Below are 16,501 nucleotides of genomic sequence, written 5' to 3' on the forward strand. Positions count from 1 at the left end.
AGTAGACGTCACAAAAAGATGCGGTGATACGGAATTTTCCGTAAAGTGCGGTACTCTGAGTAGCAGAGAAAAATCCTTCAGGAGAGAAGCCATGAAGTGGCAACAACGTGTACGCGTCGCAACGGGTCTTAGTTGCTGGCAGATTATGTTGCATCTACTGGTCGTGGCAGTACTGGTGATGGGTTGGATGAGCGGCGCGCTGGTGCGCGTCGGATTAGGGCTGTGCGTACTGTACGGCGTCACGCTGCTGGCGATGCTGTATTTGCAGCGTCACCATGAGGCGCGCTGGCGCGACGTGGGGGACTTCCTTGAGGAGCTCACCACAACCTGGTACTTCGGCGCCGCCATGATAGTGCTCTGGTTGTTGTCGCGCGTGTTGCACAACAACCTGCTGCTGGCCCTCGCCGGGCTGGTCATATTGGCAGGCCCGGCGGTGGTATCGCTGCTGGCGAAAGATAAAAAACTACGCAATCTTTCTTCGGAACATCGCATACGCCGCTGAGCCGGTAGTGGCCGCTATGACTAATAGCGGCCACAAACTTCCCCACACAATCTTCAGACTCGCATCCTTCAGATAAATTTGTTTGGTGATATCGGTAAAGTGCCGGATAGGGTTGATCCAGGTGATGTCCTGCAGCCACTGCGGCATGTTTTCTACCGGTGAAACGTAGCCGGAAAGCAGAATCGCCGGCATCATAAAGACGAACACGCCGATAAATGCCTGCTGCTGGGTTGAACACAGCGAAGAAATCAATAAGCCAAAGCCCACCAGCGAGAGTCCGTAGATCAGCATGGTGAAATAGAACAGCAGCAGCGAGCCGGCAAATGGGATTTGATAGGCCCAGATGCCGATTGCCAGCACGATAGTCGCCTGCATCGTGGCGACAATCAGCGCCGGTACCGCTTTGCCAACGAAGATTTGCCAGGTGGCGAGCGGTGAAACCAGCAGCTGATCGAGGGTACCCTGTTCGCGCTCGCGTGCCACCGACAGCGAGGTGACGATCATCACTCCGATGGTGGTGATCATGGCGATAAGCGACGGCACCACGAACCATTTATAGTCGAGATTCGGGTTGTACCAGTTGCGCACCACCAGTTCGCTGTTGTTCGGTTTCGCTTTGTCCTGCAGCAGATCCTGCTGATAGTTTTTAACAATCTGCTGTAGATAGTTAGCGGCGATTTGCGCGCTGTTGGAGTTACGCCCGTCGAGCAGTAGCTGTAGCGGGGCGGTTTGGTAGTTGTCGAGATTACGCGAGAAATCCGCCGGGAAGCGCACCACGAGCAGGGCTTTTTGTTCATCGATGGTCGGCTGGATCGCCTGCGGGCTTTTCAGCAGCAGAACGTGAGTAAAGGCTTTGGCGCGGGCAAAGCGCTGGGTGAGCTCCACCGCGTGGCGGCCGCTATCTTCGTTAAAGATAGCGATGGTAGCGTTGGTCACCTCAAGCGTGGCGGCAAAGGGAAACAACAGTACCTGAATCAGCACCGGCATGATTAAAATCATCCGCGTTTGCGGTTCACGCAGTAGCGACTGCAGCTCTTTGCGGATTAATGTCCATAAACGATGAAACATAGAACCTTCCTCATGTCGGACCCGGGCGACCGAAACTTACCGTAGGCCCGGTAAGCGTAGCGCCACCGGGCAAAATTCGAGCGCCAGGGTTAATCCAGACGCCGTTTGGTTTTAAGCCACGTCAGGCCGATAAACATCACCGCCGAAGCAATCAAAAACAGCACGTTCACCAGCAGTACCACCGGAATATTGCCCGCCAGAAACAGGCTTTGCAGGGTGTTGACGAAGTAACGCGCCGGGATCACGTAGGTCACCGCGCGGATCACCGCCGGCATACTGTCTATCTGGAAAATAAACCCGGACAACATAATTGACGGTAAAAAAGCGGCGTTCAGCGCGACCTGCGCGGCGTTAAACTGGTTGCGGGTAATGGTCGAGATCAGTAACCCCATTCCCAGCGTACTGAGCAAAAACAGGCTGGTGATGACAAACAGAATCAGCAGCGAGCCGCGATAGGGCACGCCGAGAATAAATACCGATACCAGCATACACAGCAACATCGCCAGCATGCCGAGGAAATAGTAGGGAATTATCTTGCACAGCAGCAGTTCGGCACGGGTGATTTCAGTGGATAGCAGCGCTTCCATGGTGCCGCGTTCCCATTCACGCGCTACCACCAGAGAGGTCAATATCGCCCCGACCACGGTCATGATGATGGTAATTGCGCCGGGGATAATAAAGTGCTGACTGATGGCCGCCGGGTTAAACCAGTAGCGCATCTGCACGTCAATAAGTGGTTCAAAGGTCTCACCGCGGTCTTCCGCCCGCTGCTGTTGCCAGATCTGCCAGATACCTTCGACGTAGCCCTGCGCGAAGTTAGCGGTATTCGGCTCGCTACCGTCGGTAATTAATTGAATCGGCGCATTGGCGCCGGCGCGGGCCATCTGGCGGTCAAAGTCGACGGGAATGACGACCATCGCGCGAATGAGCCCGGCCTGCATCAGCTCAATCAACTGCTGGCGATTATCGCTGACGGTGGCGTCGATATAGGGCGAGCCGGTCATGGTATGGACGAAATCCAGCGCTTCTTCGCTCTGCTGTTCCAGCAATACGCCGACTCTCAGTTTGCTGGAGTCGAGGTTTATGCCGTAGCCGAAGATAAACAGCAGGAGCAGGGGGATCACCACCGCAATCAGCCAACTACTGGGATCGCGGACGATCTGTCGGGTCTCTTTGACACACAGCGCGCGAACCCGTCGCCAGGAAAGAATGCTATTGCTCATGACCGTTTTCCTTGTCCCATTGGTTAATCAGGGTAATAAACGCCTGTTCCATAGTGGGATCCGCCTGACTGTCATTCGCCGCCTGCGCCTTCAGCGCGTCCGGCGTGCCGCTGGCGATAAGCTTGCCGTGGTAGACCAGCCCGATGCGGTCGCAATATTCCGCCTCATCCATAAAGTGGGTAGTCACCATCACCGTGACCCCTTTATCGACCATGCTGTTGATATGCAGCCAGAATTCGCGGCGAGTAAGCGGGTCGACGCCGGAGGTGGGTTCATCGAGGAACAGAATGTCGGGTTCATGCATCAGCGAGCAGGCCAACGCCAGCCGCTGCTTGTAGCCGAGCGGTAGCTCGTCGGCGGCATGGCCGGCGATACTTTTCAGGCCAAAGGCATCGCTCATCCGCGCGATTTTTTCATTTTGCGCCCGGCCGCGTAGGCCGTAAACGCCGGAGAAAAAACGCAGGTTCTGCTCGACGCTGAGGTTGCCGTACAGCGAGAATTTTTGCGCCATATAGCCCAGATGCTGGCGCGCTTTACCGGAGCTAACCTTGAGATCCATCCCCAGCACCAGCGCTTTTCCGTCGGTCGGCACCAGCAGGCCGCACATCATTTTGAAGGTCGTGGATTTGCCGGCGCCGTTGGGGCCGAGCAGGCCGAAAATCTCACCGCGCTTAACCTGGAAATCGACGTGGTCGGTGGCGGCGAAATCACCAAACTTTTTCGTTAACGACCGTGCTTCAATGACCGTTTCGTCTTTGCTGCCGTCAACGTGATGAATAATCTCGCCTAACGGCGACTCGGCGGTTCCGGCGCCGCCTAACAGGTCGATAAAGGCGTCTTCAAAACGCGGCGCGGTTTCGGCCACCTGTAGCGGCGGCATGTCGTCATGTTGCTTAACCTCAGCAATGCGGGCTTCCTTTTTCAGGATCAAACGCACCGATTTGCCCTGAATCACGCCATCGCTAATTTGCGGCAGTTTTAGCGCCCGCTGCAGCAGGCGGCGGTTGTTTTCCAGCGGGCTGGAGACCAGAAAGCTGCGCCCGGCCATGGTTTGCGTCAGCGCCTTCGGTTCACCCTGGTAAAGCAATTTACCTTCGTTCATCAGCAGCACATCCCGGCACTGCTCGGCTTCATCGAGATAAGAGGTGCTCCACAAAATTAGCATACCGTCGCCGGCCAGTTCGTGCACCATCTGCCACAGCTCGCGGCGCGAAATAGGGTCGACCCCGACGCCGGGCTCATCTAACAACAGTACTTTAGGATCGCCCACCAGCGTACAGGCGAGCCCCAGCTTTTGTTTCATGCCGCCGGAGAGTTTGCCGGCTAATCGCCCGGTGAAAGGGCCAAGAGAAGTGAATTCCAGCAGGCGCTCGAATATTTTCTTCCGCGCCTCGCCGGTGACGCTGCGCAGATCGGCGTACAGATTCAGGTTTTCCATCACCGTCAGATCTTCATACAGGCCAAATTTCTGCGGCATATAGCCGAGCGCCGCGTGCAGCGCGCTGTCGTCCTTGAGCGGATCGAAGCCGATTACGCTGGCGCTGCCCTCATCGGGCTTAAGTAAACCGGCCAGCATTCGCATCAGGGTGGTTTTCCCAGCGCCATCGGGGCCGACGAGCCCTGTGACGTAGCCTGAGTGAATCGTACAGTTCAGCGGCGCGACCGCCGGCCTATCCATGCCGGGAAAACGGCGGGTCAGGCCGTTAACGGTAATGACGTCCTTACTCATGCCCGTTTCCGTTGCTGAATGAGACAGTCACCGGCATGCCCTGACGCAGGGCGCCGTCGGCGTCGTTCACCACGATGCGTAGACGGTAGACGAGATCGGTACGCAAATCCGGTGTTTCCACGGTCTTCGGCGTGAATTCGGCGCTGGGGGAGACAAAGCCGATTTTACCATGATAGGGCTTGTTCGGCCGGCTATCGGTATACAGCAGTACTTCGCGCCCCGGCTGCGCCTGGCCGAGATTTTTCTCGTCAACGTAGGCGCGTACCCAAACCGGACGGGTTAATGACAGCGTCAGCACCGTGCCGCCGGCGTTTAACATGGTGCCGGGTTCGACGGCGCGGGTCATCAGGGTACCGTCGGAAGGCGCGGTCAGCACGGTATCATGCAGGTCCAGTTTGGCCTGCGCCAGGGCCGCCTGCGTCTGTTCAAGGCTGGCTTTGGCCTGGGCAATTTCCTGCGGGCGGTTACCGGCGCGATATTGACGCAGCTTATCCTGCGCTGACTTTAAGGTCGCCTGCGCCTGATCGCGTGAAGAACGGGCGTTTTCGAGGTCGTTGGCGGAAATCGCGCTGCTGGCGCGCAGACCGAGCTGCCGTTGATAAAAATTCTGCGCGTAGACCCACGCGGCCTGCGCTTGATTAACCGCGGCCGCCGCCTGCGCAATCTCTTCGGCACGATAACCCGCCATCATCAAATCGTACTGCGCCTGGGCGGTAGAGACGTTGGCCTGCGCTTGCTGCAGCGCGTTTTCATACGGCGCGCGGTCCAGTTCGCCGAGGGTTTGCCCGCGGCGAATTTCATCGCCTTCATCGACGTTCAGGGCTGCCAGCCGTCCGCCGACGCGGAAGCTCATATTCACAGTACGAATATCGACATTGCCGTAGAGAGTGAGATCTTTCGCTTGGCTGCTTTGATACCACCACCAGCCGCCGCCGATCGCGGCGAGCACGATGACGACCAGTAGAACGACGACGGGTTTTTTCATGATCCCAGGCTCCTTTGCGCTAACCCTTGCAGAATGAAATCGATATGACAGGTAATCACCTGAAAAATTTGTTCAGCCTTTTGTTGATCGAACTGCGCCCAGCCGGTACGCAGTAAAATGGTTTCCCGCCCGAGCCGGAAGGCCAGTACCTCGCCAAGCAGGGCGTGGGTGTGCAGAATCATGTGCGTATCATTGGCATCGCGCCCGGTCCAGGCGGCGATAAGCCGGGTCAAATAGCTATGTAGCGGGGCGATAACCTGCTGGTGAATAAGCTGGTAAGCCGCGGTTGGCGAGAGCTGCTCGCGAGAGATAAATTTGCTGAGGTTGACCGTATCGTCCTGGGTTAGCAGCAGACTCATATCGCGACAGCTGCGCAGAATCAATTCCCGCAGCGCCGGTTTGTCTGGCTTCGTCTGGGCGAGCAGGGCTTCGGCCGCTTCGGCATGCGGGCGGAAATTCTCGCCGATACAGTCGGCGATCCACTGCGCGCAGGCGAGATACAGGTCGTCTTTCGAACCGAAATAATAGGTGATGGCGGCGATATTTTGCCCGGCCTGCGCGGCGATATCGCGGGTCGTCGCATGGAGGCCATACTCGCCGAATTGCGCGATAGCGGCGGCGATAAGCTGGTTTTTGGCTTGTTCGCCTTTACTGGTCACGGAAGTATTATTCATCGCGCCTAAAAAAATTAATCAATCGATTGATTAAGAATAGGGGCGATTCGCTGAACTGTCCACAATGGTGAATACTAAAAGTGACCCGGCGCAAGCGAGCATTATTTTGCTGGTAATTCCTGCGGGGATATTTTATGCGGTTCGTCACAAAATCTGCTAGACTGCGCCCCTTCATGGCATTGTGGTTTTTGCCATCTCTATCGCAATAATCTCCCTGAAAACTACGCCCTTAAACGGGCCGGGGCGGTTCGGAGTTGTTATGTCTTTTGATTCCCTTGGCCTGAATCCCGATATCCTGCGCGCCGTCGCCGAGCAGGGTTACGTTGAGCCGACCCCTATCCAGCAGCAGGCGATCCCGGCAGTACTGCAGGGCCGCGATCTGATGGCCAGCGCCCAGACCGGGACCGGCAAAACCGCCGGTTTTACGCTGCCGCTGCTGCAGCGCCTGACCCAGGAGCAGCCGCACGCGAAGGGGCGCCGTCCGGTGCGCGCCCTGATCCTGACGCCGACCCGCGAACTGGCGGCGCAGGTGGGCGAGAACGTCCGCGACTACAGCAAATATCTGAATATCCGCTCGCTGGTGGTCTTCGGCGGCGTGAGCATCAACCCGCAGATGATGAAACTGCGCGGCGGCGTCGATATCCTCGTCGCCACCCCGGGCCGTCTGCTGGACCTTGAACATCAGAACGCGGTCAGCCTGGATAAAGTTGAAGTGCTGGTACTGGATGAAGCCGACCGCATGCTGGATATGGGCTTTATCCACGACATTCGCCGCGTGCTGGCTAAACTGCCGCCGCGTCGTCAAAACCTGCTGTTCTCCGCTACCTTCTCCGACGAAATCAAAGCGCTGGCGGAAAAACTGCTGCATAACCCGCTGGAAGTCGAAGTGGCGCGCCGCAACACCGCCTCTGAGCAGATCACCCAGCACGTCCACTTTGTGGATAAGAAACGTAAGCGTGAACTGCTCTCGCAGCTGATTGGCGAAGGCAACTGGCAGCAGGTGCTGGTCTTTACCCGCACCAAGCACGGCGCCAACCATCTGGCGGAGCAGCTGAATAAAGACGGTATCCGTAGCGCCGCCATCCACGGCAATAAGAGCCAGGGCGCGCGTACCCGTGCGCTGGCTGACTTTAAATCCGGCGGCATTCGTGTGCTGGTCGCCACCGACATCGCCGCGCGCGGGCTCGACATCGAAGAGCTGCCGCACGTGGTTAACTATGAGTTGCCGAACGTGCCGGAAGATTACGTGCACCGTATTGGCCGTACCGGCCGCGCGGCGGCGACCGGCGAAGCGCTGTCGCTGGTCTGCGTGGACGAGCATAAGCTGCTGCGTGATATCGAACGCCTGCTGAAAAAAGAGATCCCGCGTATTGCTATTGCCGGTTACGAGCCGGATCCGTCGATTAAAGCGGAGCCGATTCAAAACGGTCGTCAGCAGCGTGGCGGCGGCGGTGGTCGCGGTCAGGGGCAAGGACGCGGTGGTCAGAGCCAGGGCCGTAGCCAGCAGGCGCCGCGTCGTCAGGATGGCGAAGCGCCGAAAGCGCGTACCCAGGACGGTAAACCACCGCGTCGTCGTCGCCCACGTAAACCTGCCGGCGAATAAGACGCTGTTGCCTGGGACGATAAAGCGCTCAGGCATCATCACGGCTCGTTTGTCCGCATGCGCGGCGGCGGGCCGTTTCTTTGCCGTTCATTGCGTTTTTTATCGAGCGCGATTCCACCCTCTACAGAAAGCAATACCTCCTGGCCGGCAAAAATGGCACAATAGTGGCTGTTTATACAGTATTCAGGTTTTCTCATGGCTTTGACCGCTGCGCTTAAAGCGCAAATCGCCGCCTGGTATAAGGCGCTTCAGGAACAGATCCCGGACTTTATCCCCCGAGCCCCGCAGCGGCAGATGATCGCCGATGTGGCGAAAACGCTCGCCGGGGAAGAGGGACGGCATCTGGCTATCGAAGCGCCGACCGGCGTCGGCAAAACGCTGTCATATCTGATCCCCGGCATCGCCATCGCCCGTGAGGAACAAAAAACGCTGGTGGTCAGTACCGCCAACGTCGCGCTGCAGGATCAAATCTACAGTAAAGACCTGCCGTTGCTGCGCAAGATTATTCCCGACCTGCGCTTTACCGCCGCCTTTGGTCGCGGCCGCTATGTTTGCCCGCGTAATCTGGCGGCGCTGGCCAGCACCGAGGCGACGCAGCAGGACCTGCTGGCGTTCCTTGATGACGATCTGACGCCAAAAAACCAGGCCGAACAAAAGCTGTGCGCGACGCTGAAAACCGATCTCGACGGCTATAAATGGGACGGCCTGCGCGACCATACCGATAAGCCCATTGACGACGCCCTGTGGGGGCGGCTAAGCACCGATAAAGCCAGCTGTCTTAACCGCAACTGCCACTACTACCGTGAATGCCCGTTTTTCGTGGCCCGGCGCGAAATTCAGGAAGCGGAAGTGGTGGTGGCCAACCATGCGTTGGTGATGGCGGCGATGGAGAGCGAAGCGGTGCTGCCGGAGCCGAAAAACCTGCTGCTGGTGCTTGATGAAGGCCACCATCTGCCGGACGTCGCCCGCGACGCCTTAGAGATGAGCGCGGAAATAACCGCGCCCTGGTACCGGCTGCAGCTGGATCTGTTCAGCAAGCTGGTGGCGACCTGCATGGAGCAGTTCCGTCCGAAGACCACACCGCCGTTGGCCAATCCGGAACGGTTGAACGAACACTGCGAAGAGCTGTATGAGCTTATCGCCTCGCTCAATAATATTCTCAATCTCTATATGCCTGCCGCTCAGGAGGCGGAGCATCGCTTCCCAATGGGCGAACTGCCGCAGGAAGTGATGGAGATTTGCCAGCGGCTGGCCAAGCTCACCGAAATGCTGCGCGGGTTGGCGGAGCTGTTTCTCAACGATCTCAGCGAAAAGACCGGCAGCCACGACGTGGTGCGTCTGCATCGTATCCTGCTGCAGATGAACCGGGCCCTTGGCATGTTCGAAAGCCAGAGCAAGCTGTGGCGGCTGGCCTCAATGGCGCAGTCTTCCGGCGCGCCGGTGACCAAGTGGGCCACCCGTGAGATTCGCGATGGCCAGATCCATGTCTGGTTCCACTGCGTCGGGATCCGCGTCAGCGATCAGCTTGAACGCCTGCTATGGCGCAGCGTGCCGCATATTGTCGTCACCTCGGCGACCCTGCGTTCGTTGAATAGCTTTTCGCGACTGCAGGAGATGAGCGGTCTGAAGGAAAAAGCGGGCGATCGTTTCGTGGCGCTGGACTCGCCGTTCAATCACGTCGAGCAGGGAAAAATTATTATTCCGCAGATGCGCTATGAGCCGCTTATTGATAACGAAGAGCAGCACATCGCCGAAATGGCGGCTTTTTTCCGTGAACAGGTCGAGAGCAAAAAGCATCTTGGTATGCTGGTGCTGTTCGCCAGCGGGCGTGCCATGAATCGCTTTCTGGAACATGTTACCGATCTGCGCCTGATGCTGCTGGTGCAGGGTGACCAGCCGCGCTATCGGCTGGTCGAGCTGCATCGTAAACGCGTTGAAGGTGGGGAGCGCAGCGTACTGGTTGGCCTGCAATCTTTTGCCGAAGGGCTGGATTTAAAAGGCGAGCTGTTAAGCCAGGTACATATCCATAAAATCGCCTTCCCGCCGATCGACAGCCCGGTGGTGATCACCGAAGGCGAGTGGTTGAAAAGCCTCAACCGCTATCCCTTTGAGGTGCAAAGCCTGCCGAGCGCTTCATTCAACCTGATTCAACAGGTCGGGCGCCTGATACGTAGCCATCAGTGCTGGGGCGAAGTCATTATTTACGATAAGCGTCTGCTGACTAAAAATTACGGCGCGCGATTGTTAAATGCGTTACCGGTATTTCCCATAGAGCAGCCGGGCGTTCCCGAGGTTATAGTAAAAAGCAAAGCAAAACAGACGCGTCGCCGACGCCGCTAAGCGCATAAGCGGTGCGGTCGGCGGAGCCTACCGCTGGAGGGAGCAAGTTGATGGATTACACCAAAATCATCAAAAAAGTCGGGCGCGGCAAAAATCACGCTCGCGACCTGGATTTAGTCACGGCCCGTGCGCTGTATACGCGGATGTTAAACGGCGAAGTGGACGATCTGGAACTGGGCGCTATTCTCATTGCGCTGCGCATCAAGGGCGAAGGCGAAGCCGAAATGCAGGGCTTCTATGAGGCGATGCAGCTACAGACCATCCGCCTGACGCCGCCGGTAGCGAAACCGATGCCAATTGTTATCCCCAGCTATAACGGCGCGCGCAAACAGGCCAACCTGACGCCGCTGCTGGCGGTACTGCTGCATAAACTTGGTTTCCCGGTGGTGGTTCACGGCGTCAGCCACGATCCAACCCGTGTACTGACCGAGACCATATTTGCGCTGATGGGGATCCCGGCCACCACCCACGCGGGTCAGGCCCAGGCGCGTCTCGACAGCCATGAGCCGGTCTATATCCCGGTCGGCGCGCTGTGCCCGCCGCTGGAAAAGCAGTTGGCATTGCGTTGGCGGATGGGGGTGCGCAACAGCGCCCATACCCTGGCCAAGCTGGCGACGCCGTTCGCTGAAGATGCCGCGCTGCGTCTGTCGAGCGTCTCGCATCCGGAATACGTCGATAAGGTCGCGAAGTTCTTTACTGAAATCGGCGGTCGCGCGCTATTGATGCACGGTACCGAAGGTGAGGTTTACGCCAATCCGCAGCGTTGTCCACAAATCAATCTCATTGATGCGGCGGGGACGCGAGCGCTGCATGAGCGAGCCGATGAAAGCCAGCAGGACAAGGTGGCGCTGCCGGAATCTAAAGATCCCGAAGTTACCGCGCGCTGGATTGAGCGCTGCGTGAGCGGTAGCGAGCCGGTTCCGCAGTCGCTGAAAATTCAGCTTGCCTGCTGCCTGGTCGCCACCGGTCAGGCGAGTTCGCTCGCCAATGGCCTGGCGCAGGTTGCCGAACGCTGGTAAACGGACAAAAAAAAGCCCGTCCGGTGGCTCGGACGGGCAAACAAGGGTATTTAAAAGGTCTTTTCAGGGTTAATTCAGTGGCATTTCAGAGTGTTGCTGCGATTATTTGTAGATAACCGCGGTACCGCTAACTTTGTTGTTGGTGTTAGCGGAGGTGATGCTGTAGCCGGTTGCGCCAGCGGCATCTGCTTTAGCAGCCAGTTTGGCTTCCAGGCCATCCAGAGTCGTTGCGCCTTCAGCGGAAACGACGCCGATTTTATTCATGCTTTCTGCCTGTGCGGAGGTCACCGGCTGAGCGGCGAATGCGCCGAAAGACAGAGCGGAAAGGGCGATAGCAGCGGCAGCGTATTTGATGTTTTTCATAATTAATCTCTCGCAGTGTGTTCTGTAGGGGGACGATGTTCTGTCGATGTGATGAGTATCACGTTTTTTGCCGCGAGATAAAATCGAAGGAAATTCACAGTCTTAATCGAATTTTTTGAATGATTAATAATTTATTGATTATTAATAAATTATTTTCCGCTATTGCTACGGTCGAGGGACAAACTAGTTGCCATGGCAACTAAAGGCACATATTGCTACTTTTTTCGCCAAAAAACGTGCGTGAAAAGATAGCGCAATCAGCGGTAATGAACGGTAAAGGAAGGTCAGCGCAGCTGGCTATCTTTGGAGCCGCGGCGATTATATCCTGAATATGTATTGTTATGTAAATCTTTATCCTGCTGGCACTTCACGCAGTATTTAACCCCGGGCAGCGCCTTGCGCCGCGCCTCCGGAATAGGCTCGCCGCATTCTTCACAAAATTTGTTGCTCTCGCCGCCAGGAAGCTCGCTACGGGCGCGGGCGACAGCATCGTTTACCGTGCTGTCAATTTGATCCTGGACGGCCCCATCGTTTGCCCAACCTGATGCCATGATGCGCTCCTCGTGTTTGCAATCTATAAACAGTATAGAAAATATGGGGGCGAAAAATGAGCAGCCAAGTCCCGGCAGCCGGGATTTCCGCCTGCGTATTCCCGGCGAGAGCGGAAGAATTATTTATAAATAATCGCCGTGCCGGCTAATTTATTGCCGCCGCCGGCGGCGTTAATTCGCCAGGCAATCGCCCCCTGCTGGTGGGCTTTTTGCGCCAGTTGCGCTTGTAAGTCGTCGAGGGTGCTGGCGCCGGAGGCGGAAACGGAGCCGGACGGGCGCAGCGGACCAACGGCCACCGGAGCGGTTTCAGCGGTGTTGGCCAAAGTGAATGAGGAGAGAAGGGCGAGCGCGATAAAAGCGGGTACGAACAGAAAGGTTCTCATGGCTATATCCTCATTAACAGCATGGGACATACCATAAGTTTAGGTCGTGATGCGCAGAACCACCGGATAAATAAGCGTGGGCAAACAACCACTTTACGCGCTTAATGCCGCCCGGGCATTCGCCCGCTGCGACATGCGTTAGCCTTATTACGTGAAAGTTAACGAGCGTCCGGGCGGATCATATCGAAGCGCTGGCTTTCATCAATGCTGTAGTAGGCCGTCGGCCCGCCGGCGCGTAAAATCGGCTGCGCTTTCGCGGTTTGATAGATCCCGTCTTCCAGCAGCGACTCATCAATATGTACGGCGACCACTTCGCCGAGCACCAGCCAGCTATCAATGGCTTCGCCGCTGGCGCGCGTCAACTGAATACACTGCGTCAGGCGGCATTCGAAGTGGACCGGGCTTTCCGCCACGCGCGGAGCGCGGACGATCCGGCTCGGCGCGGCGGTCAATCCGGCGCGCAGGAATTCATCTTCATGACGCGGAATAGAGGCGGAGGTTTCATTCATCGCTTCGGCGAGTGGCCGGGTAGCCAGATTCCAGACAAACTCTTTTGTTTCAACAATGTTCTGCACGCTGTCTTTCCAGCCGCCGCTGGCGAAACCGATGATCGGTGGCCGATAGTTAAAGCAGTTGAAGAAGCTGTAGGGGGCGAGATTGCGTTGCCCTGCGTTATCGAGCGATGCGATCCAGCCGATGGGGCGCGGCCCGACGATAGCATTCAGCGGGTCGTGCGGCAGGCCGTGGCCTTCGGCAGGTTGATAGAAGTACATAGAGCACCAGAAAACGAAATAAGAAGATATCCAGACTCCCTTATTTACCGCGCCGCCGTCAACGGGTATCTTACGCGGCTGTTGAAAGGAGATTGCCATGAAAGCCGAAAAACCGGGGTTGCACCCGCGTAACCGTCATCACCAACGCTATGATTTGCCAGCGCTGTGCCAGACTCATCCCGAGCTGCAAAGCTACATCACCCTGAATCCGGTCGGTGAGCAAACCATTGATTTTGCTAACCCACTGGCGGTGAAGGCGCTGAATAAGGCGCTGCTGGCGCACTTTTACGCGGTAAAACACTGGGATATTCCTGACGGCTTCTTGTGCCCGCCAGTGCCGGGACGCGCGGACTACATCCACCATCTGGCCGACCTGCTGGCGCAGGATAGCGGCGAGATCCCGAAAAATGCCAGCATTCTCGATATCGGTACCGGCGCGAACTGCATCTATCCGCTGATTGGCGCGCATGAATACGGCTGGCGCTTCACCGGTAGCGAAGTCAACCCGCAAGCCTTTGCCAGCGCCCAGGCGATTATCAACGGCAACCCAGGGCTGACGCGGCAAATTCGTCTGCGTCGCCAGAAAGAGGGCCAGGCAATCTTTACCGGGATCATTCATAAGAATGAAACCTATGATGCGACTCTCTGCAACCCGCCGTTCCACGATTCCGCCGCCAGCGCGCGTGCCGGCGGCGAGCGTAAACGCCGTAATCTGGGGCTCGGTGAAGACAGCGTACTGAACTTCGGCGGCCAGCAGCAGGAACTGTGGTGTGAAGGCGGCGAAGTGGCCTTTATTTCGCAAATGATCCGCGAAAGCCAGCAGTTCGGCCGCCAGGTTAAATGGTTTACCTCGCTGGTCTCCCGCGGCGATAATTTGCCGCCGCTGTATCGCCTGCTGACCGAAGTCGGCGCGGTGAAAGTGGTGAAAAAAGAGATGGCGCAGGGGCAGAAACAGAGCCGCTTTATCGCCTGGAGCTTTATGGACGACGCAAAGCGCCGTCGTCCATTTTAAGTCTCCGCCGCGGGGTTTGCGTTGCGCGGCGGCGGCAATACTTGCCAGGTTTGTACCGGCGCGCGCACGCCGGCGCGGTCGAAATGCTGCTTCACCTGGGTATCGAGGGCAAAGCGTACCGTCCACTGCTTCAGCGGTAGCGTCGTAAAGCTGACGCGTAAGGTAAACGCGGTATTGCTAAGCCCCACCAGCCCGGCGAACGAGGGTTCGCCAATAATCAGCCCGCGGATCTCCTCCTGCGCCATCAGATCGTCTACCGCCGCCTTCAGCGCCTGATTGGCTTTATCCAGGTCCTCCTGCCTGTCGACATCATAGTTGGCGACCACCGAACCGATCCCGCGCACAAAGTTGGCGAAGGTGGTTATCGAAGACCAGGGAATAATATGGTACGCCCCGGTATCCTGGCGCACGCCCACCGAGCGGATCGACATCCGTTCCACCGTGCCGGTTAATGGCCCGATGGTCACCAGATCGCCGGTGTTCATCCCGTTTTCAAACTGGATAAAGATGCCGGTAATAATATCTTTAACCAGCGTTTGGGCGCCGAAAGAGATAGCCAACCCTAATGCCCCGGCGCCCGCCAGCAGCGGCGCGATGTTTACCCCCACTTCCGACAATAAGATCATTATCGTAATGGTGGTAATGACCACCGCCAGCGCGTTGCGAAACAGCGTCAGCAGCGTTCTGGCGCGAGCGCTGGGCAGCGGGCGTCCATGAATGTCCGATGACAGGCGGTTCTCAATCAGGCTTGCCAGTAGGGTCCAGCCGACGGCGGAGAAGAACAGGATTAGCGCGATACGAATCAGGACATCCACCGTTTTTTGCCCGGCATCATTGTGTAGCCATTGCTGAAAATCAAACAGTCCCCAGGCGCTCAGCAACAGCATCACCGCCACGCATACCGTCAGGATCCGCGCGGCTTTCAGCGAGGCGGAGATCCAGCCGTTGAGCCGTTTTTGCAGCTCCGGATAGTGGCGTTGCGTTTCTGGCGACAGGGTGATGGTTTTGGCTATCCAGCGTGACAAAATACCGGATACCAGCGCCGCGGCGCCGACGATAGCCAGGCTACGCAGCGTCGCGCCCATCATAAATTTGAGGCTGTTGCCGGGGTCAAAGAGCGAAAAGAAGAACAGCACGATAAAGTAGGCACAGGCCAGCCAGTGCCAGATCAGCGCGAAAGCGCGAATAAACAGGCTGAAGAAAGGCAGCGAGCGGTCGGCAAGATGGATAAGCCCCTGGGTGATGGCGCGTTTGTTGTGGAAAATCAGATACAACGCCCACACCGTAATGCACAACATTATGATGACGTTGGCCAGGGCGCCAATTTGCACGTTAACCTGGTTGGAGATAATCGGCACCGCCACGATCAGCCCGTAACCAATCAGGCTACTCAGGGCGCTGAGGCGTAAGTTCCAGTAGATTGCGTGTTCGTCGCTGATATTGAAGGGGCGTAAATCGGCAATCCGTGGGCAAAAAATCACTCGCAGGATGGCTTTAAAAAACTCGATCAGCGCGAAGGCGTTAAGAAACAGGCTTTGTTGAAAAGCAATGGTGCGGTTGCCGCCGTTTAAACGATCGCTTAACAGCTGGCCGATAAACAGCGTTAGCGCCAGCAGCAGCAGGTCGATGATGAAAGCGCCAGCAATGGTTGCCGGTAACTGAAGCCAGTTATTGCGCTCACGGTTTTTGTGCCTTCCCCAATGGCCCATTTTGCGATACAGCGGCAGCGCCGCCAGGCGTACTAACCACCAGAAGGCAAAAACCAGCCCGGCCAGCAGCAGGAAGTCGCCAGCGGCATTGCGAAAAGCATCGGCATGGAAAGGCTTATGCGGCGAGCCGGTGATATTGCGCCATAGCTGCGAAAACCGCGACGACAGGCGCTCGCTATACTGACGGCTAACTTCCGTCACGCTTTCCAGAACGGTTTGCTCATCTTTGACTTCTGGCGGGGTCAGCGTGGGGGCGGTGGCAGGCGGCTGGGTGGCGGCGGCTTTGCGCAGCTCATCGATTAACTCCTGCCGCGAGTCCGGATTATCCAGAACGTCAGCCAATGCCGCCCAGGCGGCTTTTTTCTGTTCAAGGTCAGGCTCGCTGGCTGTGCTTTTGTCGGTTGTCGCCGCCGGTATGCCGGGCAATGACGCCGCCGACAGTGGAGAAATCCACAGCGCAGCGAGCAACAGTAGGATCCACGGCATGGGCGCCTCCATTGCATCTCAAACTGCTAAGTATAGAAGGGGTCACACGAGGAGGAGCGGTGGGATGAATCTGGAAAGCGG

15 protein-coding genes are annotated in these 16,501 nt (G+C 57.3%); 5 read left to right on the forward strand and 10 right to left on the reverse strand.

Annotated features, from left to right (window positions below; translation table 11 throughout):
• Window positions 1-91: 91 nt before the first annotated feature.
• Complete coding sequence (locus PGR29_RS09450) at window positions 92-502, forward strand: YbhQ family protein (protein ID WP_087860031.1); 411 nt, start codon at window positions 92-94, stop codon at window positions 500-502.
• Here the strand turns inward: PGR29_RS09450 and PGR29_RS09455 are convergent.
• The 5 genes from PGR29_RS09455 to cecR all read right to left on the reverse strand — a co-directional run bounded on the left by PGR29_RS09455 (window position 464) and on the right by cecR (window position 6,181).
• Window positions 464-1,570, reverse strand: coding sequence for an ABC transporter permease (locus PGR29_RS09455; protein ID WP_316424438.1), 1,107 nt, complete (start codon window positions 1,568-1,570; stop codon window positions 464-466). The genes PGR29_RS09450 and PGR29_RS09455 overlap by 39 nt on opposite strands.
• 89 nt (window positions 1,571-1,659) lie before the next feature.
• Window positions 1,660-2,793 (reverse strand): ABC transporter permease, encoded by a 1,134-nt coding sequence (locus PGR29_RS09460; protein WP_316424439.1) that lies wholly within the window; start codon window positions 2,791-2,793, stop codon window positions 1,660-1,662.
• Window positions 2,783-4,522, reverse strand: coding sequence for an ATP-binding cassette domain-containing protein (locus PGR29_RS09465; RefSeq protein WP_316424440.1), 1,740 nt, complete (start codon window positions 4,520-4,522; stop codon window positions 2,783-2,785). The genes PGR29_RS09460 and PGR29_RS09465 overlap by 11 nt, the downstream gene beginning before the upstream one ends.
• Window positions 4,515-5,507 carry a secretion protein HlyD gene (gene hlyD, locus PGR29_RS09470; RefSeq protein ID WP_316424441.1) on the reverse strand — a complete coding sequence of 331 codons (993 nt, stop codon included), beginning with the start codon at window positions 5,505-5,507 and terminating at the stop codon, window positions 4,515-4,517. The genes PGR29_RS09465 and hlyD overlap by 8 nt, the downstream gene beginning before the upstream one ends.
• Entirely contained in the window at window positions 5,504-6,181 is a 678-nt protein-coding gene (cecR, locus tag PGR29_RS09475; RefSeq protein WP_316424442.1) for a transcriptional regulator CecR, read from the reverse strand. Before cecR ends, hlyD begins: the two co-directional genes overlap by 4 nt.
• A 259-nt stretch (window positions 6,182-6,440) precedes the next feature.
• Here cecR and rhlE point away from each other — a divergent pair, with 259 nt between their 5' ends.
• From rhlE to ybiB, 3 genes are all read left to right on the forward strand, one after another.
• Window positions 6,441-7,784 carry an ATP-dependent RNA helicase RhlE gene (rhlE, locus tag PGR29_RS09480; protein WP_087860027.1) on the forward strand — a complete coding sequence of 448 codons (1,344 nt, stop codon included), beginning with the start codon at window positions 6,441-6,443 and terminating at the stop codon, window positions 7,782-7,784.
• Window positions 7,785-7,979: 195 nt separating this feature from the next.
• A complete protein-coding gene (gene dinG / locus PGR29_RS09485; protein WP_015367590.1) occupies window positions 7,980-10,124 on the forward strand; it encodes an ATP-dependent DNA helicase DinG in 2,145 nt (714 codons plus the stop codon).
• A 50-nt stretch (window positions 10,125-10,174) separates the two neighbouring features.
• Window positions 10,175-11,143, forward strand: coding sequence for a DNA-binding protein YbiB (gene ybiB, locus PGR29_RS09490; RefSeq protein WP_316424443.1), 969 nt, complete (start codon window positions 10,175-10,177; stop codon window positions 11,141-11,143).
• A gap of 102 nt (window positions 11,144-11,245) precedes the next feature.
• On the opposite strand, the gene ybiJ is transcribed toward ybiB, so the two are convergent.
• From ybiJ to PGR29_RS09510, 4 genes are all read right to left on the reverse strand, one after another.
• Entirely contained in the window at window positions 11,246-11,506 is a 261-nt protein-coding gene (gene ybiJ / locus PGR29_RS09495) for a DUF1471 family protein YbiJ (protein WP_045395040.1), read from the reverse strand.
• 284 nt (window positions 11,507-11,790) lie between these two features.
• Complete coding sequence (locus tag PGR29_RS09500; RefSeq protein WP_045395039.1) at window positions 11,791-12,057, reverse strand: DksA/TraR family C4-type zinc finger protein; 267 nt, start codon at window positions 12,055-12,057, stop codon at window positions 11,791-11,793.
• 119 nt (window positions 12,058-12,176) lie between these two features.
• Window positions 12,177-12,440 carry a DUF1471 domain-containing protein gene (locus PGR29_RS09505; protein WP_087860025.1) on the reverse strand — a complete coding sequence of 88 codons (264 nt, stop codon included), beginning with the start codon at window positions 12,438-12,440 and terminating at the stop codon, window positions 12,177-12,179.
• A 158-nt stretch (window positions 12,441-12,598) separates the two neighbouring features.
• Window positions 12,599-13,213 (reverse strand): flavin reductase family protein, encoded by a 615-nt coding sequence (locus PGR29_RS09510; RefSeq protein WP_087860024.1) that lies wholly within the window; start codon window positions 13,211-13,213, stop codon window positions 12,599-12,601.
• 97 nt (window positions 13,214-13,310) lie between these two features.
• Here PGR29_RS09510 and rlmF point away from each other — a divergent pair, with 97 nt between their 5' ends.
• The gene (gene rlmF / locus PGR29_RS09515) at window positions 13,311-14,225 is read left to right on the forward strand and encodes a 23S rRNA (adenine(1618)-N(6))-methyltransferase RlmF (RefSeq protein ID WP_113373910.1); all 915 of its coding nucleotides are present in this window, start codon (window positions 13,311-13,313) and stop codon (window positions 14,223-14,225) included.
• On the opposite strand, the gene ybiO is transcribed toward rlmF, so the two are convergent.
• Window positions 14,222-16,420 (reverse strand): mechanosensitive channel protein, encoded by a 2,199-nt coding sequence (ybiO, locus tag PGR29_RS09520; protein WP_316424445.1) that lies wholly within the window; start codon window positions 16,418-16,420, stop codon window positions 14,222-14,224. The genes rlmF and ybiO overlap by 4 nt on opposite strands.
• Between the last annotated feature and the right edge of the window lie 81 nt (window positions 16,421-16,501).

Source organism: Klebsiella sp. 141203 (genome assembly GCF_032601985.1).
Taxonomy (GTDB): Bacteria; Pseudomonadota; Gammaproteobacteria; order Enterobacterales; family Enterobacteriaceae; genus Klebsiella; species Klebsiella aerogenes.